The organism is Sphingobacterium sp. UBA2480, assembly GCF_002341965.1.
Lineage (GTDB): Bacteria > Bacteroidota > Bacteroidia > Sphingobacteriales > Sphingobacteriaceae > Sphingobacterium > Sphingobacterium multivorum.
Window position 1 is genome coordinate 401,550 of record NZ_DDPA01000007.1, and the last position, 22,617, is coordinate 424,166.

The 22,617-nt window shown below is 36.5% G+C and carries 30 protein-coding genes; 16 read left to right on the forward strand and 14 right to left on the reverse strand.

Annotated features, from left to right (window positions below):
* Positions 1-399 precede the first annotated feature (399 nt).
* On the reverse strand, positions 400-837 hold the full coding sequence (locus B3600_RS14975; protein ID WP_286753490.1) for a helix-turn-helix domain-containing protein: 438 nt from the start codon (positions 835-837) through the stop codon (positions 400-402).
* 212 nt (positions 838-1,049) lie between these two features.
* Between B3600_RS14975 and B3600_RS14980 the strand changes: the two genes are divergently transcribed.
* The 3 genes from B3600_RS14980 to B3600_RS14990 all read left to right on the forward strand — a co-directional run bounded on the left by B3600_RS14980 (position 1,050) and on the right by B3600_RS14990 (position 3,683).
* Entirely contained in the window at positions 1,050-2,090 is a 1,041-nt protein-coding gene (locus tag B3600_RS14980; protein WP_286753491.1) for a response regulator, read from the forward strand.
* Between the two features lie 212 nt (positions 2,091-2,302).
* Complete coding sequence (locus B3600_RS14985; protein ID WP_286753492.1) at positions 2,303-3,133, forward strand: universal stress protein; 831 nt, start codon at positions 2,303-2,305, stop codon at positions 3,131-3,133.
* A 418-nt stretch (positions 3,134-3,551) separates the two neighbouring features.
* Positions 3,552-3,683, forward strand: a complete 132-nt coding sequence (locus tag B3600_RS14990; protein WP_286753493.1) for a hypothetical protein — start codon at positions 3,552-3,554, stop codon at positions 3,681-3,683.
* 118 nt (positions 3,684-3,801) lie between these two features.
* Here the strand turns inward: B3600_RS14990 and B3600_RS25610 are convergent, their stop codons facing one another.
* The gene (locus B3600_RS25610; RefSeq protein ID WP_414711861.1) at positions 3,802-4,203 is read right to left on the reverse strand and encodes a sensor histidine kinase; all 402 of its coding nucleotides are present in this window, start codon (positions 4,201-4,203) and stop codon (positions 3,802-3,804) included.
* Positions 4,121-4,549, reverse strand: coding sequence for a GAF domain-containing protein (locus B3600_RS14995; RefSeq protein WP_286753494.1), 429 nt, complete (start codon positions 4,547-4,549; stop codon positions 4,121-4,123). Before B3600_RS14995 ends, B3600_RS25610 begins: the two co-directional genes overlap by 83 nt.
* Positions 4,550-4,928: 379 nt before the next feature.
* Here B3600_RS14995 and B3600_RS15000 point away from each other — a divergent pair, with 379 nt between their 5' ends.
* The 3 genes from B3600_RS15000 (at position 4,929) to B3600_RS25615 (ending at position 6,512) form a co-directional block, all read left to right on the forward strand.
* A complete protein-coding gene (locus B3600_RS15000; protein ID WP_286753495.1) occupies positions 4,929-5,513 on the forward strand; it encodes a ferritin-like domain-containing protein in 585 nt (194 codons plus the stop codon).
* Between the two features lie 110 nt (positions 5,514-5,623).
* On the forward strand, positions 5,624-5,995 hold the full coding sequence (locus B3600_RS15005) for a response regulator (protein WP_286753496.1): 372 nt from the start codon (positions 5,624-5,626) through the stop codon (positions 5,993-5,995).
* Between the two features lie 202 nt (positions 5,996-6,197).
* Complete coding sequence (locus B3600_RS25615) at positions 6,198-6,512, forward strand: penicillin-binding transpeptidase domain-containing protein (RefSeq protein ID WP_376749762.1); 315 nt, start codon at positions 6,198-6,200, stop codon at positions 6,510-6,512.
* A 20-nt stretch (positions 6,513-6,532) separates the two neighbouring features.
* Here the strand turns inward: B3600_RS25615 and B3600_RS15010 are convergent, their stop codons facing one another.
* From B3600_RS15010 to B3600_RS15030, 5 genes are all read right to left on the reverse strand, one after another.
* Positions 6,533-7,234, reverse strand: a complete 702-nt coding sequence (locus tag B3600_RS15010; protein WP_286753497.1) for a family 16 glycoside hydrolase — start codon at positions 7,232-7,234, stop codon at positions 6,533-6,535.
* A gap of 114 nt (positions 7,235-7,348) precedes the next feature.
* Positions 7,349-7,960, reverse strand: a complete 612-nt coding sequence (locus B3600_RS15015) for a Crp/Fnr family transcriptional regulator (RefSeq protein ID WP_286753498.1) — start codon at positions 7,958-7,960, stop codon at positions 7,349-7,351.
* A gap of 49 nt (positions 7,961-8,009) precedes the next feature.
* Positions 8,010-8,780 (reverse strand): DUF6896 domain-containing protein, encoded by a 771-nt coding sequence (locus B3600_RS15020; protein WP_286753499.1) that lies wholly within the window; start codon positions 8,778-8,780, stop codon positions 8,010-8,012.
* 81 nt (positions 8,781-8,861) lie between these two features.
* Positions 8,862-9,458 (reverse strand): hypothetical protein, encoded by a 597-nt coding sequence (locus B3600_RS15025; RefSeq protein ID WP_286753500.1) that lies wholly within the window; start codon positions 9,456-9,458, stop codon positions 8,862-8,864.
* Between the two features lie 97 nt (positions 9,459-9,555).
* Positions 9,556-9,699 carry a hypothetical protein gene (locus B3600_RS15030; protein ID WP_286753501.1) on the reverse strand — a complete coding sequence of 48 codons (144 nt, stop codon included), beginning with the start codon at positions 9,697-9,699 and terminating at the stop codon, positions 9,556-9,558.
* A gap of 70 nt (positions 9,700-9,769) precedes the next feature.
* On the opposite strand from B3600_RS15030, the gene B3600_RS15035 reads away from it, so the two are divergent.
* The gene (locus B3600_RS15035; protein WP_286753502.1) at positions 9,770-9,937 is read left to right on the forward strand and encodes a hypothetical protein; all 168 of its coding nucleotides are present in this window, start codon (positions 9,770-9,772) and stop codon (positions 9,935-9,937) included.
* 47 nt (positions 9,938-9,984) lie between these two features.
* On the opposite strand, the gene B3600_RS15040 is transcribed toward B3600_RS15035, so the two are convergent.
* Positions 9,985-10,260: a DUF4262 domain-containing protein gene (locus tag B3600_RS15040; protein ID WP_286753503.1), complete on the reverse strand. Its 276-nt coding sequence runs from the start codon at positions 10,258-10,260 to the stop codon at positions 9,985-9,987.
* A gap of 73 nt (positions 10,261-10,333) precedes the next feature.
* Positions 10,334-11,158 carry a KilA-N domain-containing protein gene (locus tag B3600_RS15045; protein WP_286753504.1) on the reverse strand — a complete coding sequence of 275 codons (825 nt, stop codon included), beginning with the start codon at positions 11,156-11,158 and terminating at the stop codon, positions 10,334-10,336.
* 309 nt (positions 11,159-11,467) lie between these two features.
* Here B3600_RS15045 and B3600_RS15050 point away from each other — a divergent pair, with 309 nt between their 5' ends.
* Entirely contained in the window at positions 11,468-12,010 is a 543-nt protein-coding gene (locus B3600_RS15050) for a cysteine hydrolase family protein (protein WP_286753505.1), read from the forward strand.
* A gap of 13 nt (positions 12,011-12,023) precedes the next feature.
* Positions 12,024-12,674, forward strand: coding sequence for a hypothetical protein (locus B3600_RS15055; RefSeq protein ID WP_286753506.1), 651 nt, complete (start codon positions 12,024-12,026; stop codon positions 12,672-12,674).
* A gap of 138 nt (positions 12,675-12,812) precedes the next feature.
* Here the strand turns inward: B3600_RS15055 and B3600_RS15060 are convergent, their stop codons facing one another.
* A complete protein-coding gene (locus tag B3600_RS15060; RefSeq protein WP_286753507.1) occupies positions 12,813-13,475 on the reverse strand; it encodes a hypothetical protein in 663 nt (220 codons plus the stop codon).
* A 443-nt stretch (positions 13,476-13,918) separates the two neighbouring features.
* Between B3600_RS15060 and B3600_RS15065 the strand changes: the two genes are divergently transcribed.
* The 3 genes from B3600_RS15065 (at position 13,919) to B3600_RS15075 (ending at position 15,259) form a co-directional block, all read left to right on the forward strand.
* Positions 13,919-14,284: a hypothetical protein gene (locus B3600_RS15065; protein ID WP_286753508.1), complete on the forward strand. Its 366-nt coding sequence runs from the start codon at positions 13,919-13,921 to the stop codon at positions 14,282-14,284.
* A gap of 70 nt (positions 14,285-14,354) precedes the next feature.
* Positions 14,355-14,735: a DUF7674 family protein gene (locus tag B3600_RS15070; protein WP_286753509.1), complete on the forward strand. Its 381-nt coding sequence runs from the start codon at positions 14,355-14,357 to the stop codon at positions 14,733-14,735.
* Between the two features lie 32 nt (positions 14,736-14,767).
* Complete coding sequence (locus B3600_RS15075; RefSeq protein ID WP_286753510.1) at positions 14,768-15,259, forward strand: DinB family protein; 492 nt, start codon at positions 14,768-14,770, stop codon at positions 15,257-15,259.
* 7 nt (positions 15,260-15,266) lie between these two features.
* Here B3600_RS15075 and B3600_RS15080 read toward each other — a convergent pair whose 3' ends face one another.
* On the reverse strand, positions 15,267-15,653 hold the full coding sequence (locus B3600_RS15080) for a hypothetical protein (RefSeq protein WP_286753511.1): 387 nt from the start codon (positions 15,651-15,653) through the stop codon (positions 15,267-15,269).
* A gap of 389 nt (positions 15,654-16,042) precedes the next feature.
* Here B3600_RS15080 and B3600_RS15085 point away from each other — a divergent pair, with 389 nt between their 5' ends.
* Positions 16,043-17,824 (forward strand): right-handed parallel beta-helix repeat-containing protein, encoded by a 1,782-nt coding sequence (locus tag B3600_RS15085; RefSeq protein WP_286753512.1) that lies wholly within the window; start codon positions 16,043-16,045, stop codon positions 17,822-17,824.
* 175 nt (positions 17,825-17,999) lie between these two features.
* Here the strand turns inward: B3600_RS15085 and B3600_RS15090 are convergent, their stop codons facing one another.
* A complete protein-coding gene (locus tag B3600_RS15090; RefSeq protein WP_286753513.1) occupies positions 18,000-18,896 on the reverse strand; it encodes a helix-turn-helix domain-containing protein in 897 nt (298 codons plus the stop codon).
* Between the two features lie 195 nt (positions 18,897-19,091).
* On the opposite strand from B3600_RS15090, the gene B3600_RS15095 reads away from it, so the two are divergent.
* From B3600_RS15095 to B3600_RS15105, 3 genes are all read left to right on the forward strand, one after another.
* Positions 19,092-19,667: a DapH/DapD/GlmU-related protein gene (locus B3600_RS15095; protein ID WP_286753514.1), complete on the forward strand. Its 576-nt coding sequence runs from the start codon at positions 19,092-19,094 to the stop codon at positions 19,665-19,667.
* Entirely contained in the window at positions 19,664-20,716 is a 1,053-nt protein-coding gene (locus B3600_RS15100) for an alpha/beta hydrolase (RefSeq protein ID WP_286753515.1), read from the forward strand. The genes B3600_RS15095 and B3600_RS15100 overlap by 4 nt, the downstream gene beginning before the upstream one ends.
* A 315-nt stretch (positions 20,717-21,031) precedes the next feature.
* A complete protein-coding gene (locus tag B3600_RS15105) occupies positions 21,032-21,391 on the forward strand; it encodes a putative quinol monooxygenase (RefSeq protein ID WP_286753516.1) in 360 nt (119 codons plus the stop codon).
* Between the two features lie 51 nt (positions 21,392-21,442).
* Here B3600_RS15105 and B3600_RS15110 read toward each other — a convergent pair whose 3' ends face one another.
* Positions 21,443-22,348 carry a hypothetical protein gene (locus B3600_RS15110; RefSeq protein WP_286753517.1) on the reverse strand — a complete coding sequence of 302 codons (906 nt, stop codon included), beginning with the start codon at positions 22,346-22,348 and terminating at the stop codon, positions 21,443-21,445.
* Between the last annotated feature and the right edge of the window lie 269 nt (positions 22,349-22,617).

A 22,617-nucleotide genomic window follows, 5' to 3' on the forward strand; every position in this document is an offset into this window, starting at 1 on the left:
GGTATATAGAAAACTATCAATAATTTATGCGGCAGATTACTTTGTATTTAAAGTGTATAAATGGTATACCGATTTTACAATAGTTTACGGTTTTGTTCAACAGATTTACCAGGAGTTGTAAAAAAAGTGAATTACTATATGTATAATACTTGGTTGTATTTAATGTTTGATGAATGTAATTTTTGTTGCATATCAATTTGAGAAAAGTAGTAAAACAGGAGATTTGCATTTCTCAGTTTAAACATTTTGATTTCTTTACAGTTTTAAACCACAGATAACCAAAAGAAAAATGCATATAGCAGATATAATGGGGGAGGAGCCCGTCATGACCTTAATACATATAAGCTAACGGAAAAGATAAAAGGGATGTTTTTTTAAGAAGATAGCGAATTAAGAAAGTTATTTGGGGTGTTGAGAGTGATTTTGATTTATTAGACACTCGTTATATTTTTCTAACAGAAGGATATACTTTCTTATCCAATAGTCAATCTTCTCATTTTCTTTGGATGGGTTTTGTAAAGGATGCTGTTCTATTTCAGCGTCTGAACTTGAGCGAAAAACTTCAGGAAAATCAGAAGAAAAATCATAATTAGTATAAGAGCCAATTCTAACTAATATATCAAAAGGTAAAGTATCATGCTCAAACCATTTGTATAATGTACACCTGCTAATCTTCATATATTTGGCCAGCTTACTTATATTATGACCTTGCTTTCTAATAATGGATTCTACAATATTACCTGCATGTTTTTGCGAAGAATCTTTTAAGGCAGCTCTGCTGCTTTCGGGATTTAAACCAACTTTAAAAAAATCCTTACCCGATATGATAGCGTTCATAATTCTCTTAATTTTTAGGCCATAATTAGCTTTCTTGTAAATTTCTTTCAAATGCTCTTTACGTGAAATGATGCTTGTCAGGGTTTATAGTGACGATGGTCACATATTTTGATCGGTTTTGTCGCTGAAACGTTATGTTTTTTAAGAAAAAATTGTCGCAAAGCAGAATTAGAAGTAGATTTATGAATTATCTTATACAGGTATTGACAAAAATGAATAATATTTTAATTATCGAAAATGATCTGGATTTACTGGGTAAATATTCGGATGTATTAAAAAATTCAGGGTATGAAGTAACAGCGGCATTTAATAGCGAAATAGGGATTAATCTAGCATTAAGTAAACTTCCTAGTTTAATATTATGCAATACTGTGCTGTCAAATATAGATGGTTTTGGTGTATTATCTATATTGTCAAAAAATCCATCAACTACTAAAATACCCTTCGTCTTTTTAAATGCTTTATCAACTCCAGATATTGTAAAAAAAGGGATAGCATGTGGCGCTGATGATTTTGTCACTAAGCCATTTCAGAGCGATCAGCTTGTTAGATCTGTAGAAGGTCGAATTAACAAGAATAAGAATCAGACATCATTGCCGATTAGCGAAGCGACTAACAATCATCCCCATAATGGTACAGGCTGGGAAAAACTGTTCGATCTTATTTCTCAATGCAAAATACGACATATCAAAAAGAAACAAACGTTGTATTACGAAAGCGATCATTCGCAATGGCTTTATCTATTGATCGAAGGTTGTATTAAAACTTTGAAACTAACAGACGATGGTCGACAAATGATTACAGGGTTGTATAAACCAAACAGTTTTATTGGTTTGGATACTTTGTTGCTAGATGATCCTTGGCTTGAAAGTGCCGAAGCTACTCAGGATTCATCTCTTTATCTTATATCGAAAAGTGCAATTATTGACTTGTTAAACGAACATGTTGGACTTAATCAACACTTTATTAAAATATTATCAGCCAATTTACGCGAAAAAAAAGATCAACTCGTAGAGCTTGCTTATGAGTCTGTGAGAAAAAGACTTACACAAGTATTAGTTAGGTTAAATAAGAATGCAGTCCCAATAGACCAAATAGATATTTGTAGGGACGAGCTTGCTGGACTTGCTGGTATCGCTACAGAAACGGTTAGTAGAATACTTACCGATTTTAGAGAAAGAGGATTAATAGAAAGAAATGGAAGTCAGATCTATATTATGGATCTTGGCGGTTTAATAAAGATGAAAAGCTAAACAAACGGTTTACAGCCCTGTTTTCATCAGAACAATTATAATTACCTTCCCTAAAATGCCTGTATAAGGTGTTCTCTCCAAATCTTGAAAAATGTATATCATCAAATTATCTGTGAAGCATATTTTACGCTAACGATCAGTGTTTTAACTGATAGCCATCATTGTGTCTGTACTATTCTAAAAGTAATTTTAACGAAAAATGATGAGGATGTATGGAAAAAATTCTGGTAGCTACAGATCTTTCGGCTAGTTCTACTTCAGCTATTCATTTTGCCTATAAATTGTCACAGTTAAAAGGTGCTACTTTGATTATTGTGCATGTTTATCATCTTTTGAAACCCAAAAGCTGGAGACCTCATAGGTTTGAAAATTACTGTCAAGTCAGAAGAGATTTTATATTAACTAAGTTAAACAAGTTATTAGATCGAATTTTTAGTAACATAGAAGGGCCTGCCGTCAATTTTGAGATCGACCTTCAGATGAATCCAAATACAGTGACCACTATTTTGAGATGCGTGTCCAAGCATAAATGTACCTGTATATGCCATGGTATTCAGGGGGGAGGGAGATTAAAAAAGACGATTGGTGCCTCAGCTAACAAATTAATTGCGAAATCTCCAGTTCCCGTGATTAGTGTGCCTAGTTTTTATAAGACAAAAACTATAGACAGTATTTGTTACGCTTCAGATATGACTAATTATCAAAAGGAAATCAAGAAGATTGTAGAGTTTGTAAAAACACTTAATTTTGAAATTAAATTATTGCATATTGTCTCTCCACGAGAAATTATGCTTAAAGCTACGCTTTTAGAAGCGCGGTTGTTCAAAAGAATAGGAGTTGCGGTTAAGGTTAAATATGCTCTTAGAACCTCGACGAACACTTTAATTGAAGATATTGATCTTGCGGTTAGAAAAATAAGACCGTCTCTAGTTGTTTTTTTTATAAATAAATCTAAACATTATTTAAACCCAATATTTTATGCTTCAACGACACACGAACTATCTCGCTTGAGAAAAATTCCGATATTAACTTATAAAAAGTAAATAAATCCCTAAGAGTGACCTCTCCCCAAAAAACTGGAGCATTTAAAAGTAGAGAATTCGGTGATTGTGACCTCCTCCCTGTTGTTCAGACAGTCAAGTTTCCTTTGTTGTTTTATCAAGATTAGGATTAAGTTGGTTGATAAAATAAGAGGGTGTTACTCCATAATGCTAAAAATAGCTAGACAAGCGGGCACTGGATTAGAGTAGAACTTTAGCTTCAACTACTAAATTTGACTAAAAAAAAGCAATGGTGTAGATAATTTGTAGATAACAGTGTATGATAAAGGTTGTTAACTTTACTCCTGCAGCTGAAACTACAGTTGTTCTTTTTTAACAAGTAGTATATGAAAAGATTTATGATTGGAGATATTGAACTTCTGCTGAAGTACACATTGATCAGCTATAAAATCCATACATCATGAGTAAAGACATTAAAAAGGAAAAAAGCACAAAAGAGAAAACGCAATCTTCTTATCAAAAAGAAAAAGATTCTGTTTCGAAAGACTTAACGGAGAATGTTTTCCGTAAAAAAAAAGAAATAGGCGATTGATGAAAAGATAGCTTATTGTTTGCACTTGCACAAAGGCTGGATTATTAGACCAGCCTTTTGCTCGCTTTTTTCTTTAACAAAACTGAATTTGAGTATCGTATAATGAATAAAGCATCTATCATATTGGTATCCAGAGGGTAAAAACCACCTTTTCATCAAAGCATTTGACATGGATATCACCCCTGTGAGCTGTGATTATCTGTTTGGAAATATAAAGACCCAATCCCAGTCCGCCTTCTTTCTGGTTTTTTCTTCCTACGAAGGGCTTAAATAGGTTATTGAATATACGCCTTGCTATCTTATGGCCATCATTTTCTATTTGGAAGATAAATCTGTCACTTTCAATAGAAGAGTTTATAACGATAGTATTTTCTTCCAAACCATGCCGGAATGAGTTTCCTATGAGATTTGAAAACACCTGTGCCATACGCTCATGATCACATTTTACTGGAGTTTTTGCTCCGAGATTTGTATGTACTTTTCTTTTGGGGTACACTCGTTCCAAAGAACAATCCGTCATTGTCAACGATCGGAAATGCGATATAACTTTTAAAACCTTTTGCATGCAATTTCTTTTTCCAATCTTCATTTTCACAGTGGTCAATATTGGGGATAATAATAGGTGCATGTTTATCATGTGCCTCATCTCCTAAGGTGTAATGTAATTCGAGCTGCTGCCCTGCTGTTACCCCGACTCCGAGCGAATCCCGTACAGCACAGGCTATCCATTGATGGCCATTGTGAGAGGTCACCAGCCCTAGATCCATTCCCGTATATAGACATATGGTGTTCAATATATTCTTTACTGCAGGAATATCTTCGATCCGCATGAGTAAATGGGAGATGGCATCATTATTTTCTTTCATATCTGTCGCTGTTAGTAAAATCGAAGTCAATATCAATGACTAAAATATATCACTTTGTAAGGAATGACTATATAATTACAAATTGGCGAATAAGATGTTTGATTTTCTGTTCGAATCTTGTGTTAGCGGACCTTATGTCTAAATATAAGCATAATTTAATGTTTTTTTAGAATCTAATCTTGGCAGAGAGGGGCGAATCCCAATTGGAGGCACTTATTATTCCGTTTAAAAAGACCTTGATTTTCAATACAAAAAGACGTTTTTATACGTCTTCGTCGGAATATACACGTGAAATACAGGTGATTGCTCTGCTAATAGAACTAATACTGTTCGATGGATGTTCAAATTCAAAAGCTCTAGGGCAATAAACTTTCAAAAAATGGAAACAACAACTAAAAGTAACGCAAGTGAAAATTCTGGAAATGGAACGATGACGAAACAATCCACAGACAATACGAAAAAGCGTTCAGGATCCGATGCGGCAAAAGATTTGGCCGAGCTATTTGAAGACGGGCTTAAAGATATTTATTGGGCGGAAAAAGCTTTGATAAAAGCATTGCCCAAAATGGAAAAAAACGCTACCGCGGAGAAATTAAAAAAAGCTATTTCCAAACACCTTTTGGAAACTGAAGATCATGTGAAACGCTTGGAACAGTGCTTTGAGATTTTGGAGCTGAAGCCTAAAGCAGAGCGATGTGCTGCAATGGCTGGGTTGATCGAAGAAGGTGAACATATTATCGAGGAAACCGAAGAAGGAACCGTTAGAGATGCAGGTATTATCGCTGCTGCCCAAAAGATTGAGCACTACGAAATTGCCACATATGGTACCCTCGCGGCATTTGCTAAAGTCTTGAAGTACAATGAGATCATTCAGCTTTTGCGTGAGACTCTTGCAGAAGAAAAAAAATGTGATTCTGATTTAACTGCCTTGGCGGATACCAACCTCAATACAAAAGCTAAATAAGAGTTACTAAATAAAAAAATGGATGGATCTTACGTCTGTAAGATCCATTTTTTATAAATGATGATCTCTGAAAATGTATCTCTGATCGATAGAATTTAAAAAAACTCAAGATGAAAAAGAAAATTGTGGTGTGTGATGACGATATAGAAATACTGAATGCATTTTCTATAGTATTGGAGGATCAAGATACGATAGTTATAACGGTGGCGAACAGCTTATTTCTGTTGGAAGTATTGGATAGTATAGATGCTGATATACTCTTTTTGGATATTCATATGTCTGGACGTAACGGAGATCAAGTAATGCGTGATCTCAGGAGTTCATCTAAACATGATAAGCTGCCTGTAATTATGATCTCAGGTCATATCGATGGACGGAGTATTTCAGTAGAATGTGGAGCCGACGGATTTTTAGCTAAACCTTTTGATCTTACCGACTTGGAAAACTATATACGGAGATTTGTTTATGAAAGTGAATCTTAATATCGTATTTGGTCTCAAACCTTTTAAAATTTCGTGATACTTGCATTGTCAATCAAATGAGCAGCGAACAATTATTTAAAAACAAATTATAAGCAAGTTTCGTTTAACATTTAACGACTTTAATCCCAATGGAAATACCAAACTTTTCACCCTTTGATCTGGATAATATTTTCTTTATTTCGAGTACAAAGGGTACCCAGCTTTGATTGTTAAGGATACACTGGGTTCTGTCGTAAGGGCGAAGACTGGATCTGGCAGACAAGATCAACAATATGTGGGTTGGTATGTTGGTTACGTCACAACTAAAGACAATATTTATTATTTTTCAAATTGTATCCAGTCATCTGATAAAAATCCTGATTTTGGAAAGGCAAGAATTGAAATTCTAAGTGATATTCTTGATGAATTGAAACGTGTTACAGCAGTGAAGTTCTATATAGCTTTCAAAATCATTACTCACTTCGGGTTTTCTGGGCCATTCGTTTGTCCAAATGGAAGATGCGGTATTACAAAGTGACATTAGCTTTCGAGTCCTAATTATTTGCTTGTCACTTTCAAATCCCTAAAAAAACCTTCGGTTCCGATATCAACAAAAAGACCTATAGCCCCAGTTTTATCGGCACCCATTTTGAGATCATTGACAATAAGGTTGGGCTCTTTGGCATCATTGATAAATAACTTGGCTGTTTGGCCCTTTACCTCGATTTTTAATTTGATCCACTGATTGGGCACAATAGGCGCGTAGGACTCGTATTGACCTGGAGCGGTGGCACGTGAATCCGTAAATTTAAAATTCGGATAAGAAAAGTATTGAACAGTCCGGTTTCTTCTCAGCTGGTCATTGGCGATGCTATTTGTTGGACGTACGTAGATGCTTTCAAATCGGGAATTATCTTCATTGATCCGAAAAGCGAGACCGATAAAACCTCTGGCATGAGCCGGCGCATCGGGCAGCAGTTGTGACAAAACTTTTACCTCTATCACACCATCTTTAAAGTCCAGATCATTGATCCTAACATAGGTTGCTTCATCATCAGCAAGTACTTTGGGCGATTTGATTACGCTAACAGCTCTTTTTCCATTGATACGTGTCATTGACATGGAAGTTTGCACGGGAGTAAGCCGCTTTTCTTCCAGTTTTATTGTCTGTGCAGATACTGTATTTACAATTAACCCTATTAATAGAACGATTGAATAAAATCGCGCGTAACGCATTTTGTAAAGCTTAACCTTCTTCATATATTATTCTTTGATTAAAAACTCGTACAAAGTTACCCAACTTAGTCCTTTAGGATGCATGAACAATCTTAAGAAACATCCTTGAACTAGTTTAAGGGTTAATTTAAATCGTGCTCACTGTTTTTTACCCAGCGCCTTTTTTCGGATTTTGCTCAGAAATTCGGAAGTGATACCCAAGTAGGAAGCGATCTGTGTGTTCGGAAGTCGATTGATCAAGTGAGGGTATTGTTTCTGAAAGGCAACATAGCGTTCATCTGCGTTGGTGCTAATATTCAATAGAATACGGTTTTGGTATTCCATTAGCTTCCGTTCGATGATGATCCTAAAGTTGCGGTCAAATTTATGGTAATTAGTATATAGATACAAAAGATCTTTGTGTTGGATCTGTAGGACGATAGCCAGTTCTACCGCTTCGATGTATAACCTGCTCGGCTCTTCATTATAAAAACTTTGGAAATCTGCGATCCAATCACCTTCCGCAGCAAACTGTATATTATGTTCCCTAAAATTACTGTCTACGGCAAACATCTTAAAGCAGCCCATAACAACAAAGAAATAGTGCCGGCAAACTTCCCCTTCTTGAAGCAGAAATCCTTTTTTCTTTACGATTCTCAGCGTAAAAAGACGCCTCAGTGCTTCCTGTTCCTCCTTATTAAGCGGAAAAAATTGTTTGAAATTGTCGATAAGCATTGCCAACGCTTTTTCTAGGGGTTCTACTTGTTCCAATGATCTTCCATTTTTATACTAAATATACTTGTTTTTTAAGTCAGTCTTCTCACTTTATCCAATTTAAGATATTTATATGTTTTACGAATATTTTTTCTAAATCCAAGTCGGATTTAATCTCAACTTTCTCTCTATCTGTGACGGCAATGCCAGTGTGGCCAGGGACATTAGAAGGAATCTCTTCAAATTTTCCTAATGCGGTCATTTTTTTTATTATTCTTAATCCGTCGGCATATTCATCAAATAGGGGAATTGGCAGAGGCCTGTAGCCCGGTGAAGACAGGATAAACTTCATGAAAAAATATGGATCTAAATCTCCAAACTCGAGTCCGAAGGTAAGAGGAACCTCAATACATTGTTTCGTTGTCAAATGTTGAAAACCGCAGTGAAAACCATGGACGAAATACCTCCATTCACCAACTGTTCCTATCTGTCGATCGTCTTGTTTTAACTCGTTAAACGTATCTAGTGGAAAATCCTTATTTAAATTTAAATCAAGTTTGTCAACCAACATAAACACTAGTTGTCCACCTAGATGCCCGTAATCTTTTGCACATTGCTCAAAAAAGTCTTGATGATCTTCAATTTCTTTATCGGTAATTAGTTTTACAACGTTAAGTTCAGGGTCGATAGTATGGATCAAGACCTGAAAACCAGAAAGTGCATATTCGAGATATTGTCCGATTTGTTCTCGCTGTTTATTCGTCTTTCCTTCAAAAATAAGCGTTAAGGCCACTTCTCTTGAAATTGATTTAATTTCATCGACTGTCGGAATTTGGTCAATTGATTTAATAGTGATTGTATGTGTTGTTCTATCCAAAGCAATTCGTTTTAAATATATCAGTTATGGTTATTTTTCTGATCACCCAAGTTGACTCACTATTTCTTCTCTTGATATCATTTATTTAAATTTCTTTAATTCTTCCAGCAATTTATTCTGTTTGGAAATGAAAGTATTCAGGCTATCTATTTTTAGAGGATGCGCATTTTGATATTTTTCAATTTCAGGTAGTGTTTTTCTGATTTTAAAAGCAGTATAGGTGCTAACGAGCTTTTCATTATTTTTAGTTATTTGACTTATATGATCTGTTATATCTTTTACTTTAAGATCGTATCGATCAGCACTGGCGCTAATTTCTTTTTCTACCTGTTGTTTTACAAGTGAATCTGTAATGGCTTTCGTTCCTTCATTGGCATCCTGATAATAAGAATTAGTGGTTTCGAGTACACTGTTATATACAGCTAAAACTTTTTCTGTTTCCTCTAATGTCTTCACAATCATGGAATTGAGAGCTGTAAGGTTTTTATCATCTTTTATCAATTCGGAATAGATATTGTCTACAGTTATATTGTTTCCACGATAACTCTTAAAAGAACCTGAAGCAGCCGATTCAGCATTATCCACTGCATTCTCTACAATAGGTGGGTTCTGTTGCTTATTTTCTTGGCAGGAAAGTATAGACAGAGCCAGTGTGGAAGCGAAAAGAATATTTTTCATAATTAAATATACATATTTAACTCTCATTTACCAGAAGGTCTTTATTTATTGGAAAATACTATTTTTATTTGTTCGGTATACGCACAGGGTTGACTACCTAAGATATCCATGTATAGTCGCGTTTTATCACCTTCCACTTTCCATTAATTTTTTCCAGGATAAAATCATAACCCTGACCGCAAAGTGCTCCAACACCATCTGAACCGTACCAATTCAAGGAAGGACTTTTATTACAACTCATCGATACACCTTCTTCCCTTGATCCCAAAACCGAAAAGTATGTCTATGACCAAAACCGAAACCTAAAACTGATGGAAGATGTCTGGAATGCAGGAAAAGTAAGCGAGCTGGAAATGCGTTATGATGAAAAAGGTTTTTTGATCTCCATAAAGCGAAAGTCGGATGCTGCAAAGGTTCATTATTTTGAAGATCGTACCTTAAATGCAACATATAGTTTTACTAACTTTATTATAGTTTAGCGTTCACGAAAAGGAGGGATCGAAGAGGGGGATTCAAATCTAAAAGTTTAGCTGAATACCTTGTTACTTTCTATTCCTTGGCCATGTTTGATTAGATCAGCGAAATCATTTATAATGAAATGTGCCAACTTCGTAGATGACCCTATACAGATTATCTCGGGGTGCTGATAAGTCTGTGTCAGACCAATGCTATAAGAGAAGGAAGGTAGATAGTTTGTCGCTGCCACATTGATCACTTCAAGACCAAATTTTTCGACGTTAGCTCTACTCTGTTTATATGAATCGTCAGAATTGCTATAGGTATGTTTGCTTACTTGGGGCATGATGCTTTTTTTTTTAAGGTATGGACAAGTTTTAATAATTGTAGAAACTTTCTCTAAAAATACGTGTGATTTTCTATTTCAATTTTTTAACAGCATTATTTTCTACGAGCGACTTCATTTGGGTTACCGCTACTTTGTTCAGTTGTATAAGTCTTTCATTTTGTGGTAGGCCTTGTTGGATCAGCAACGCATTTATACTTTCCATGTTGCTTAGCACGACCAACTGTTCTATAATTGCGTAGTCTCGAATATTGCCCTTTTTGTCAGGATTAGTATCTCTCCATTGTTTGGCTGTCATACCAAATAGTGCGACATTCAGTATATCGGCTTCGCTGGCATAAACGGAATTCTCTTGCTGCTTGGTAATTTCTGCTGGAATGAGGTTTTCCTTTATTGCATCAGTATGGATTTGGTAATTCACCTTGGCTAAAGTTCTATGTAAATCCCAATTTAATTTTAAACGATTGTTTTCATCGTCTTTTAAACGTTGAAACTCCTTTATTATATAAAGTTTAAACTCGATTGAAATCCAGGAAGCGAATTCTAGTGCTATGTCCTTATGAGCAAAAGTTCCCCCGTATCTTCCAGCTTTAGAAACTATACCAATTGCGTTGATATTTTCAATCCAGCGTTTGGGAGTCATCACAAAACTATTGAGACCAGCTTGTTTTCTAAACCCGTCGAATTCGACGGGTTTAAAATTGGGGTTATATATACTTTCCCAAAAACCTAAGAGTTCAATTGTATTGCGATTTCTCATCCAGTTTTTAATTAAATCGTCAGTATGTGCCGAATCTTTGTGTCTGGCAATATCGGTGAGTGATATGTAATCATTTTGATGTTCTTGATACAGGAGAATATCTACTCCTTGTACATTAATTTTTTTATTCTTATTCATGTTTTTAGATTTGATAAGTTCTTTCCCATCAGCTTGAGAAAACTAGACGGAATAATTGGCTATTACAGTTTTATTTTACAGGAGTAAATATACTAAAAAAAATAGCAATTTATAAGCCGGTGTATATAAAGATTTAGAATAAAAACTTTAAGAAAATCTTAAAATCTCTTACCTTTCGCCTGTTTATTACAAGATGTTTAATACATCAAAACAGCACATGCTTGTTTATTGGTTATCTGATATCGAATAATTGATGTTCAATAATGAACATTCATTATATTTATCAATAATACAGAAGCTAGTTCACAAATGAGAGCCTTACTAATTATAGATATGCAACGGGGAAGTTTTAGACCCTATGAGCTGAGGCATGATACCTTTGCTGTTATTGATCGGATAAACAGACTTTCCGAGGTGTTTAGAAAGAACGGAGAGCTGGTCATTTTTATACAGCATGATGGGACAAAGGAAAACTGTTTTCTGCCGGGGACAGAAGATTGGTCGTTATTACCAGAGCTGATCAGAGGACCCGCAGACATATCTGTCTCTAAAACAGCCAATGATTCGTTTTATCAAACAGAACTTCAATCATTATTAACCAGCAACGGCGTGACAGAATTGGTCTTGACCGGATGTGCCACAGATTTTTGTGTGGATGCTACAATAAAATCGGCCTTGACAAAGGACTATTCTATTACTGTAGTTGCTGATGGACATACCACCGCCGATAGGCCGATGATCCCAGCTCGACAGGTGATTCAGTATTTTAATTGGCTATGGTCAGAAATGACGTCAATACAAAGTATGATCAAAGTTGAATCTTGTCATGCTATTTTAGGGACTTATGTATGAGTAGATATACAATATGTGGTACACAAAAGAAAGAAAATTATCATTTTTTATTGCTTTGACCTATGTCAGTATAGGTACTTTATCTGTATGTTCGATTTATCCTGACGATCCGTTTTATAACGAATGGTTTCTTGTGGGGCTTGTATTTACATTTCCGGTAACGATTGTAAGTTTTGGATATCGTTATGCCGAAGGGGATCTACTTTACCCCGTGTTTATCATTCAGGCAATTATGTTTGTACTTACTTTTTTTATCCTGAGTCATCTATTAAAGGCAAAAAACAAATTAAAAATAGCTATTGAAAATGAGAATGAAAAAATTTTGATAGAAAGCTTGGATTTTAGGCAAAAGCAGAAAATTGGTGCCGATGATTATGATCTTCTTGAGAAAGCCCTTATAGGCACTTGGCATAGTAGGCACGAGGATCTAGTCAGTTTAATTTGGTTAAAAAGATTGGTTGACGATAGGTTTGTAGACCCCATTTTAAATATCGCCTTAAACCAAGAAATATACAGATGGTATGATGATGAGCTGGAGCCAACGTTACGAAAATGTGTTCACGCATTAAAAATCATCGATTCTGAGAAGGCTAATATGGCTTTAAAGAAATTGCAGGATTTGAATAACGACAATGTGAATTTTGTACTTGATATGTACGACTGAACATAACTCAGTATCAGTATCAGCTTGTAGAAAATAGCAGAGTCTTCATCAGTTTACACTGTTCGGTAAATTCGTTCATTTGTCAGATGTTTCGGTTGTTCTAAAATTGGCTATAATGTAGTCATTCCGTTTTCTTTATTAATAGTCTTCATCATTCCATATCAACAGTTCGCATATTCTTTCAATGTTTAAATTGTTGTCCCGATTTATTCTCTCCAGTCTTACTTCAAAATTTTCGAGCTCCTGTTTTACATTTTCAATTGCTGACTTTAGAGATGAGATTTCAAATGAAACCAATACATCTTTTGGTGTGGGGGCAAAGTGTTCGTCAAACTCTTCTACTGTAAAATCAAACGTAATTATGTTCGTGTCCACTTTTACTTTTGGTTGCGGATGTCCTGCATAATAGCCATCTTTTCCATTTGCAAGTTTTTCCCAATAATGGATGTCTGAAAGATCGCCACAACATTGTGGAAAATATTTGTCCTGCTGGTCAATTCGAAGAACATAACCTCCAAAAAACGCACTTGCTTGTTCTCGTTCGTATGTTCCTGCCCTCATTTCGTGTGTATGGTCAATTACTAGTTTCGTTAAATTGCTGTCTGTGATTTCAGAAAGTCTGTAAAATGATGATCCGGCTAAATATGGGTTTAAATCGTCTTTAAAACCTGCTTTTTTGTAGCTTTCAGCATTATATTTATCCCATAACATAGGGTAGTCCCAATAAGGATATTTGTCTGGTGTTGGAATGCCCTGAATGTTATATCCAATTTCTATTACAGGTATTAATTCTAGTGTCATTGTGTGTCTATTGGATGTCGTGCTCTAAACCGACCGAAATTTAGCCAAGGTTGCGAACTCTTTTGAGTAAATATAATAAAAAGGAAAAGCAAACAGCTTTTGGTGGATAAAATAGGAGAGAAACTCAATGAACACTATCTTTTTAAGCTATCCAAGTATAGTCGCGTTTTATCACCTTCCATTTCCCATTTATTTTTTCTAGGATAAAATCATAACCCTGACCGCAAAGTCCCCACATACGTAACCTAACGATACAAATGCTTGTTTTTGGATTTTGTCTGGTACCTGTTTTTGATCATTTGCTTTGACACGCTATGATGAAAAATAAAAATGGGATTAAAAAGCATACTTTCATAAATCAATCAAATGGATTAAAAGATGATGCCGAAATGATTTCTTTTCCATAGGACAATTTACTAAATTCATACATCACGTTTCTATTTATGATACAGTATTTAACAGACGATCAAATCAGAACAAGGCTTAGACTGGGAAAATCTGTAGAGCAGTGGCTGGATGATGTCCAGGAAGATGATTATACTATTCTTAAATGGTTAAGTATTGATAAGGAAAACGACGAAAGTTTTTCTGTAGCCTATTTTGAATGCTTTGATGAGGGGAATGAAGATTTCATGGATATCTATGCGTTTTCATTGATTGATCCTGATGAACCTTTTGGCGTAATTCATACTTTTCCTTCAATCGTTGATGCGTTAGAATTTGCCACATTCAGCTACAAAGCATCTTCTCATAGATATATTTCCACGGGAATGATTCAGGAAGAATATAGGGATTATATTAAACGCTAATTTTATCATCGTATTCAAGAGCTATTGATTTAAGGAGGGAAGAAAGTAAGGAAGTTGTTCCAATATAATAATGATGAAAGACCAAGATTTGTTTATTAAAGAGTTGATTCAATTGTTTCCGAGTTTGAAAGAAGAACTTTTAGATGAAGATTACAGGGCTTCTATTATCTTTCAAATGGGTCGTTTTAAACGGTTTATACAGCAAGCTATAGTTAAAAATGATCTGAATAAGTTTGATGTTATGGTGGATTTTTTAACTAAGAATTTGCCTTTAGTTGATAAACGAGTTCAAAATGCCATTTATCTAAGTTTTTTGGGTAAATTGGATTTTTCCGAAAACCCCCATTTAAAAAAACGGTTAGGACAGGATTTAGGTGGGGCCTATACTGCTATAGATAATTACAATAATTCTCCAGTTAATGATGAGGTAAAGAATTTTTTGAACAAATAAGAAACATCGCGGCGCTGAGTAAAAAATCAAATATGCAAGATTCAATTATGATAAAAGACGCACTTTGGAGCCAGTTTGGCGCTAGTTTAGACATGCTTGAAAATGCGATCCATATGTGTCCCGATGAACATTGGGATACAGCATTAGATTTTTGGTACCTGTCTTTCCACTGTATCTTTTGGACAGATTATTATTTATCTGTAGAACCCAATAAATTTGAACCACCAAAACCGTTTACATTTTCAGAATTTGATCCGACGGGCAAAAAACCGGACCGGACATATACCAGGTCAGAAATTCTTGCGTATTTGGAGTACTGCAGACAAAAAGCTAGAACGCATATAGAAAAACTCACTCCTAGCAGAATGAATGCACGTTGGATCAACGAATCTAAAAACTTTTCTTTCCTTGAGATTCTATTGTATAATATGCGGCATATTCAGCATCACGTTGCACAATTGAATTTATACCTTAGACAGACTATTGATCGTGCTCCGAAATGGGTATCTCAGGTGAAAGAATAAACCAGTGCTAAGGCCGGGGTTCATTCCATTGAGGTATACCGATAAACATATCATTGATGAATTTTTCGTTATACCGCTGCATTCCAGCGTCCTTCTTATCAAAGTAGGCTTTTATTTTTGAGCAGACTTTAGGATTGTGGCACAACCTGACGCGGAGGTTTTCGATCCATTCGGCCCGTATAACAATGGTAACTAATTTTTTCGTATCTCTGGACAAGCCGATTACGGTAATATCTTGGCACATCCCAGCATACCAATCGATAATATACACTTTGGTGCCCGGGCTAAACTGTTTCGTGCCATAGCGAGTTTGCAGTTTCCCTTGACCATAGCTAATTTCCTGTTTGATGTTAGCTACTAATGTCCATAATGGTATCGATTCTAAATGATCCATATCGATTCAATTCTATTTTAATCCGATAAGACTGCCCTTTTCTTCAAAAATCTAAAAATGATCGGCGAACAGGCTTAGATATTTATGGTCTTGAATTTATACAGGGGCTAAAAAACAATAAAGCGCCCCAATTAAATTAGGACGCTTGGCTAAATGCTATTTATTTAACCGGTTATACTAATATAGCTGTAATAGTTCATCATACCAAATTATTTGGGGCAGATCTTATTAGGAGTATTCTGCAAATTTCGCTGTTTCCCTTATAGTATTATGATGGACAAACCCCGACTTTTCGGTATCTCCGCGCTACCGCTAACGTAGTCATTCTTTTCCTCAGGTTGCGGCGCGAGCCAGCCTACTTTTGCTATACACTTAAAAAGAAAAGAAATATGGCAAATCAATTTTTAGTAAAGAACACGATGGCAGATATGCGAGCATTATCTGCAGGTGAAATTACCGCTTTACAGAATGGAACTTACGACGGCGTACAGTTATTGGGGTATTATGAAAAAGGTGATACAGCGGCACCGATTATTTATTACTTAGCTCCAGCCAGTCCCGATCCAGGAACAGACGATGGCGGAAGCATTATTGCAGTCCAGAACAGCAAGCTGCAGCACGAATTTGTAGATTACATTGACGCTCGCTATTTTGGTGTAAGTACTACTATTGCCGACAATACCATCCAGCTTCAGAAGCTCGTGAATCTGGCTATCCTCAAAGGGTTAAATGTTTACTTAGATGGGGTTTACGGTGTAAAGAGCCTTGTCATTGATCAGGCCAATAATATTAAGTTTTATTCCAACAATGGCGGGTTGAGCCAGTCCGAAGCCGGAAGGAATTTTATCTCTTTGACCAATTCTTCCAAGATTACAATCGAAGGGCTTAAACTAAAAGGCTTTGGCCAATTTGAGGTTCCGCAGGGCGAAAGTGGCATATATTATCACAATGTGTACATTTCAGATTGTAATGAAATCGCATTCAGCAACTGTGAAATCTACAATGCCATACGTGGTGGTATCCTCAGTATAAAGACAAACAATCTCTCGGTTGATGGCAGCCACTTTTATCAGAATCGCAGTATGTTTGATGTTTCTTTTGGATATTCAGTTACTACAACCGCTAGGAACATTGGATTTACCTGCACAAATTCTAGTTTCGTGGGTAGCAACAGTTACGGTATTCACTGTATGGGAGGAGGGAGCAATTACATAATTACAGGCAATCGTATTTCAGATAAGAGCGAATACGGAATTGTTTTCTACCATCTGGGAACCGATTTAGATCCATTGCAAGTCATTGACAATATTGTCATCTCCAACAATCTGGTAGAGAATATCTCAGATGGTACAGGTACCGACGCCAAAGGAATGGGCATCTATTTACAAACGGTAGAGAAAGCAGTTATCAGTGATAATATCGTTAGAAATACCCTAATTGGAAGAGATACGCTCACTGTCAATAGACAGCTAAGCCCGGCAGCAATTTCGATCAATGGGTCTCGGGAAGTAACTTGTACTGGTAACCTGATCGAAAAATCAAGAATAGATGGCATCGGTGTTACAAATTCAGTCACTGGGAGCCGCGGGACAATCATAGCCAACAATGTAGTTTTGGGTATTGAGAAAACAGGCATCTCATTATATACGGTCAACAACTGTTCGGTACAAGGGAATATTATCGAGGGGAATGGTTCCAATGAGGCCGGTATCGATATTCAATCTTCTTCGACACGCAGATCATCTGATATCAATGTGAGTGGAAATCAGATCAAAAGCGGATTTAAAACCGGTATCAACACTTTTAAATCGACAGGTACAGGATTTGACAGGATAGCTATCACTGATAATAGGATCAACAATTGTCAACTCTATTATATTTATCTCTCGGCCATCAATGTGTTGAAATGTACGGGGAATAACGTCTCGAATGATACCGTAACTATGGTAGCTGGCGGTTCTGGTATACGTGTCGATGCAAATGAAAATTTGCTTGTTTCGGATAATATTTTGATTGGCTCCCCAACGGTAAAACTTAAGCGCGGACTACAAAGCAGCAATAATATTTTTGGAAAGATTACCGACAATATCATCCGGAATATTGAAGATCCGACTTACAGGTTATATACTGTTGGTGAAAGCTTAGATATTTCTAATAATTTAGTGGAGTAAGTGTTGAGGCAATAATAGAATAGCGCTGATTTTAATATCAAACAGTGTACAGGAAACGAAAGTTCGAATAGATTATAAGGGCTTATTTATAAGGAAATAAATGAGCCCTTTTTTCGTCGACGTAGAATGACCACCTTTCCTGCTGTGCATTTTACAGTATGTGCAGTAAGATTTATCAATTTAAATTCCTATACTCATTCGGTGTAACTCCCGTTTTTTGTTTAAAAAGGCGGGTAAAATGCTGCTGATATTTAAAGCCTAGTTCACTGGCGATTTCGTTAATGCTTTTGGAATGATCAAAGATTCTTTCTTTCGCTTCATCGATCAATTTAGCTTGTATGTAATCCAATGCTGTGCTTCCTGTTTCCTTTTTGATAAGGTCTCCGAAGTAATTCGGAGAAAGATGTAGTTGATCAGCGCAATAACTGACGGAGGGAAGTCCCAGTAAAAGTGTTTTGTCTGAATTGAAATAGTCATTCAACAACTTCTCAAACCGTAACAGAATATCACTATTGACATTGCTTCTTGTTATAAACTGCCGGTCATAAAAACGCTGGCAATAATTTAGCAAAAGCTCAATATTGGATACGATCAATGTTTTGCTATGCTTGTCGATATTCTGATCAATTTCTTCTGCTATTTTTTCAAAGCAATGCACAATGGTTTTGCGCTCCTTTTTGGATAAATGCAGTGCTTCGTTCACCTCATAGGAAAGAAAGGTATAGTCTTTTATATGCTTTCCCAGGTTGGTTCCTTTTATAAAGTCGGGATGAAAGACAAGTCCATGCCCGGATGGCTTTATGGCAACACCTTTACTGTCAATTCCATAAATCTGTCCGGGCGATACGAATACCAATGTTCCATCCTCATAGTCATAGGGCTGACACCCATACCGCATATCGCCACATTTAATATTTTTCAGAAATACAGCATAAATGCCCATATAACGCCGAAAATTCTGAACAGTTGGTATTTCATTGAAATTGACTACACTGACTAGGGGGTGCAAGGTGTCTACTCCCATGCTGTCATTGTACTGCTTGACCGTATCATATCTTTCGACCTGCTCCATAACTTAACAAATTTGAATTCAAATCTACTAAACCTCAATTTGTTTTTTCCCATGCTCGGGCATAATCTGTAAAACTGGTAAATAAATCCGTATCCTGTATAAACAATCAACCTGGTTAAAAGAAGAAATTTGTATAACCATGGTGGAGGTAAACTATACTCCATATGATGATGTTTCTTAAAATTACTTTAATATATGGAATCAAACCCCACAGACATTTTTCAGCGGTTACGAAATGGAGAGATGATATCGTCCAATGATCCGCAAGCCTATAAGATGCGTGAAGCCGCGCACGCGACAAAAGAGCTCCTCGTTCAGATGAACAACAGTGCTGACCCTACGGAAGTTAGAAGTTTTCTAAGCCAGATAACAGGCCGCGAGATCGACGAAAGTGTTACTGTTTTTACTCCGGTTTATATCAACTATGGTAAAAATACCCGTATAGGAAAAAATGTGTTTATCAATTTTGACTGTACGTTACTGGATTTAGGAGGCATTACAATTGAAGATAATGTACTCATTGCCCCGAAAGTCAGTATCTTATCAGAAGGGCACCCTATAGCCGCAGCGGATCGGCAGTCTCTGGTCCCCGGGCATGTCCATATCAAAAAGAATGCATGGATCGGTGCAAATGCAAGTATTCTGCCGGGCGTCACCATCGGCGTAAATGCGATAGTTGCAGCAGCAGCGGTCGTAGCAAAAGATGTTCCTGATAATACGATTGTGGGAGGCGTACCGGCAAAAATTATTAAATCAATCGAAGATAAATGAAAAAGAGAACCCTAACTATACTTATGATCATGGTCGTTTTTACACAGGCATTCTGCCAGACCAAATCAGTTAATAAATTGAGCAAAATGAACGCAGCAACAGAACACTATACCTTTGAGTTAAGTAATAAAGTAGTCCGTCAGAAAGTGAGTTTTAAAAACCGTTACGGGATTATATTGAGCGGAGATCTTTACCTTCCCAAAAAACAGGGGATTGAGCCATTAGCCGCAATTGCCATTAGCGGCCCATTCGGAGCGGTAAAAGAGCAGTCTTCAGGATTATATGCGAACCAAATGGCAGAACGTGGCTTTGCAGCGTTGGCATTTGACCCCTCTTATACAGGAGAGAGTGGCGGGGAGCCTCGTGCTGTTGCTTCGCCCGATATCAACACGGAAGATTTCAGTGCGGCAGTAGATTTCCTCGGGATCCAGAAAAATATTGATCGAAGCAAAATTGGGGTCATTGGGATCTGTGGCTTTGGTGGCTTCGCGTTAAATGCGACTGCAATAGACAAAAGGGTAAAAGCCGTAGCGACGACAAGTATGTACGATATGACAAGAGTCATGTCGAAAGGTTATAATGATGCTGTTACACTAGAAGATCGTACAAAAACATTAGAACGATTGGGCGAGCAACGCTGGAAAGATGCGGAAGCAGGAAGCTTTCACTCCGGACCACTATTAAATCCCGAAAAACTGAAAGGCGATGAGCCACAGTTTGTGAAAGATTATTACGATTACTATCGCACAGCAAGAGGGTTTCATGAACGCTCACTTAATTCAACCGGAGCATGGAATGCAACTAACGCATTATCGTTTATGAATATGCCCATATTAACCTATATCAAAGAGATATCGCCAAGGCCGCTTTTGATCATTGCTGGTGCAAAAGCGCACTCCCGTTATTTTAGCGAAGATGCTTTTAAAGCGGCATCTGAACCAAAGGAACTAATCATTATACCGAATGCTGTCCATGTTGATTTATACGACAAGACTGACGTAATTCCTTTCGGTAAGTTGGAAACATTCTTTAGGGAATATTTAAATTAAAAGATATGAGAAGATGCTTTTTGACAATGCGAGGGTGGATTTCCGTTCTGTGTAGCAGCTTTGCCCGCTGCATTGGGAACGGAGAATATAATAGGGTCGAACACAGGCATTACAGCAGGACAGATAAAGACCCTGTTCCAAGTTATTGAAAAAACGGTAGGCAAGGAGCGAGGCGAAACCGCAAGAACTGTTATTTCTACAATAGAAAAGTAAGAATTATTAAACATTTATAATATGTATAAAAATATTTTTGAGTACCCTGTTTGGGTTAGATTTTCGTTGCAGGTTATACTGGCAACAGCAATAATTTTTTGCATGACCAACAATACTCATGCCCAGCAGCAGGCAATGATGGTGCGCATTTCAGAAATCGAAATACATCCCCAGCATGTAGAACACTACAAGATCATACTGAAAGAAGAAGCGGAAGCATCCGTAAGGCTTGAACCGGGTGTAATTGCCATCTTCCCCATGTTCCAAAAAGATAATCCAACACAGGTAAGAATACTGGAAATGTACAAAGATCAGCAAGCCTATCAGTCCCATTTGAAAACCGAACATTTTCAAAAGTACAAGACCGGCACGCTCCATATGGTCAAAGCATTAAAGCTTGTGGATATGGAGGCACTGGATTTGAAAACCGCAATACAGCTATTTAGCAAACTGAAAGAATAGATCTTAATGCTGATGTCTACTCCCGCTATGGTCAATCATGATTTGGCGAAGTCAAGTCCTTTTTCCAAGAAAGTTATTGAGTTCTTTTTTTAGAGACCAAATCGAAAAACCATAAAACCCTAAATTTAAAATTCCTATTAATGCGATCATTCCTGTAAGCCCTTCGTCTTTATACATTTTGTATGCAATTACTGAAAAAACAGGGCATAACAGAAATAAGATAACGGCAGTTATCAGAGATTTCTTGTTGAATTTTTGTTTTTCTACAATGACCGCGGTTTTTCTGTTTTTGAGTTCTTTCTGATAAGACGGAAATGATGAAAATTCTTTGTTGTCACTCATCACAAATCCCGTTCCTTGTCCTATTAAATCTTCAGTTGCCAAAAAATTTATGTCGGCGGGATTATCTGTTTCTATTGCGTTCAATTCATTTTCTAATATGTGATAGAAATTGTTTAGCGAATTGTAAAATGCGGACAATTGACTAATGTCAATTTCAAGCTTGTCATCGGTTTCAAATTGCGTTTTGATATAAGTGATAAAATCATCAAATAATGGAATTGTTTCTGGAAAATGCTTTTGTAAAAATATCCTGCTTTTCGACGAGTTTATATTTAAAGCCTGCTCGCTTATAGTAATACTTTCGGGATTGTATTCTGAAAATTGTTCAAATTTTTGTTGATTGCGGGCTTCTTGATCCTCTAGATACTTTTGCCAATCATGAAAGTATTTTTTTAATATTGTTTTATTTATAAGTGCAATCCAAAAAAAAGGCAAAGAATTGTTTGCCTCAAAGATGTATAAATTTCTGTTGTTTTTTCTTAAATATAAATAACTTCTATAACCCATTTTTTGAATAAATTGCTTATCTCCTGTACCATTCTCCATACTAAAAGTACACAAAAACTTTTCTAGTGCAGCGTCAAATAGCGCAAATATCATGGAACCTTTTATCATGAATGCAAGAATCAATCCATCCTACATGTAGGGATTTTCCGAATACGCTTGCCCGTTAACCTACTTTTGCTGGAGCGCCGCAATTCCTTCTACCTTTTTGGATAAATCAATATTGTATAGCTTATGCACGTTGTCAGATGGGGGAATAGTGTCCTATTCAACTATCGTCAAATTCATTAGTATGGCAAATATTCATACTTTTCAGTATCGCTTCACTAACGCTTACATACTACTTCTTTTCCTCAGATCGCGGCGCAAGCCAGCCTATT

Excerpts from the sequence above, each read along its gene's own strand:
- B3600_RS15055 (WP_286753506.1), top strand. The coding sequence starts at position 12,024 with ATGTGGTACACAAAAGAAAGAAAATTATCATTTTTTATTGCTTTGACC.
- B3600_RS15090 (WP_286753513.1), bottom strand. The coding sequence starts at position 18,896 with ATGGAGCAGGTCGAAAGATATGATACGGTCAAGCAGTACAATGACAGC.
- B3600_RS15110 (WP_286753517.1), bottom strand. The coding sequence starts at position 22,348 with ATGATAAAAGGTTCCATGATATTTGCGCTATTTGACGCTGCACTAGAA.
- B3600_RS15105 (WP_286753516.1), top strand. The coding sequence starts at position 21,032 with ATGACCAACAATACTCATGCCCAGCAGCAGGCAATGATGGTGCGCATT.
- B3600_RS15085 (WP_286753512.1), top strand. The coding sequence starts at position 16,043 with ATGGCAAATCAATTTTTAGTAAAGAACACGATGGCAGATATGCGAGCA.
- B3600_RS14975 (WP_286753490.1), bottom strand. The coding sequence starts at position 837 with ATGAACGCTATCATATCGGGTAAGGATTTTTTTAAAGTTGGTTTAAAT.
- B3600_RS15030 (WP_286753501.1), bottom strand. The coding sequence starts at position 9,699 with ATGAGTTGTAATAAAAGTCCTTCCTTGAATTGGTACGGTTCAGATGGT.
- B3600_RS14980 (WP_286753491.1), top strand. The coding sequence starts at position 1,050 with ATGAATAATATTTTAATTATCGAAAATGATCTGGATTTACTGGGTAAA.
- B3600_RS15100 (WP_286753515.1), top strand. The coding sequence starts at position 19,664 with ATGAAAAAGAGAACCCTAACTATACTTATGATCATGGTCGTTTTTACA.
- B3600_RS15060 (WP_286753507.1), bottom strand. The coding sequence starts at position 13,475 with ATGACACTAGAATTAATACCTGTAATAGAAATTGGATATAACATTCAG.
- B3600_RS15050 (WP_286753505.1), top strand. The coding sequence starts at position 11,468 with ATGAGAGCCTTACTAATTATAGATATGCAACGGGGAAGTTTTAGACCC.
- B3600_RS14995 (WP_286753494.1), bottom strand. The coding sequence starts at position 4,549 with ATGAAAGAAAATAATGATGCCATCTCCCATTTACTCATGCGGATCGAA.
- B3600_RS15045 (WP_286753504.1), bottom strand. The coding sequence starts at position 11,158 with ATGAATAAGAATAAAAAAATTAATGTACAAGGAGTAGATATTCTCCTG.
- B3600_RS15000 (WP_286753495.1), top strand. The coding sequence starts at position 4,929 with ATGGAAACAACAACTAAAAGTAACGCAAGTGAAAATTCTGGAAATGGA.
- B3600_RS15025 (WP_286753500.1), bottom strand. The coding sequence starts at position 9,458 with ATGAAAAATATTCTTTTCGCTTCCACACTGGCTCTGTCTATACTTTCC.
- B3600_RS15075 (WP_286753510.1), top strand. The coding sequence starts at position 14,768 with ATGCAAGATTCAATTATGATAAAAGACGCACTTTGGAGCCAGTTTGGC.
- B3600_RS15035 (WP_286753502.1), top strand. The coding sequence starts at position 9,770 with ATGGAAGATGTCTGGAATGCAGGAAAAGTAAGCGAGCTGGAAATGCGT.
- B3600_RS15005 (WP_286753496.1), top strand. The coding sequence starts at position 5,624 with ATGAAAAAGAAAATTGTGGTGTGTGATGACGATATAGAAATACTGAAT.
- B3600_RS15080 (WP_286753511.1), bottom strand. The coding sequence starts at position 15,653 with ATGGATCATTTAGAATCGATACCATTATGGACATTAGTAGCTAACATC.
- B3600_RS15065 (WP_286753508.1), top strand. The coding sequence starts at position 13,919 with ATGATACAGTATTTAACAGACGATCAAATCAGAACAAGGCTTAGACTG.
- B3600_RS15095 (WP_286753514.1), top strand. The coding sequence starts at position 19,092 with ATGGAATCAAACCCCACAGACATTTTTCAGCGGTTACGAAATGGAGAG.
- B3600_RS15070 (WP_286753509.1), top strand. The coding sequence starts at position 14,355 with ATGATGAAAGACCAAGATTTGTTTATTAAAGAGTTGATTCAATTGTTT.
- B3600_RS15010 (WP_286753497.1), bottom strand. The coding sequence starts at position 7,234 with ATGAAGAAGGTTAAGCTTTACAAAATGCGTTACGCGCGATTTTATTCA.
- B3600_RS25610 (WP_414711861.1), bottom strand. The coding sequence starts at position 4,203 with ATGACGGATTGTTCTTTGGAACGAGTGTACCCCAAAAGAAAAGTACAT.
- B3600_RS14985 (WP_286753492.1), top strand. The coding sequence starts at position 2,303 with ATGGAAAAAATTCTGGTAGCTACAGATCTTTCGGCTAGTTCTACTTCA.
- B3600_RS14990 (WP_286753493.1), top strand. The coding sequence starts at position 3,552 with ATGAGTAAAGACATTAAAAAGGAAAAAAGCACAAAAGAGAAAACGCAA.
- B3600_RS15040 (WP_286753503.1), bottom strand. The coding sequence starts at position 10,260 with ATGCCCCAAGTAAGCAAACATACCTATAGCAATTCTGACGATTCATAT.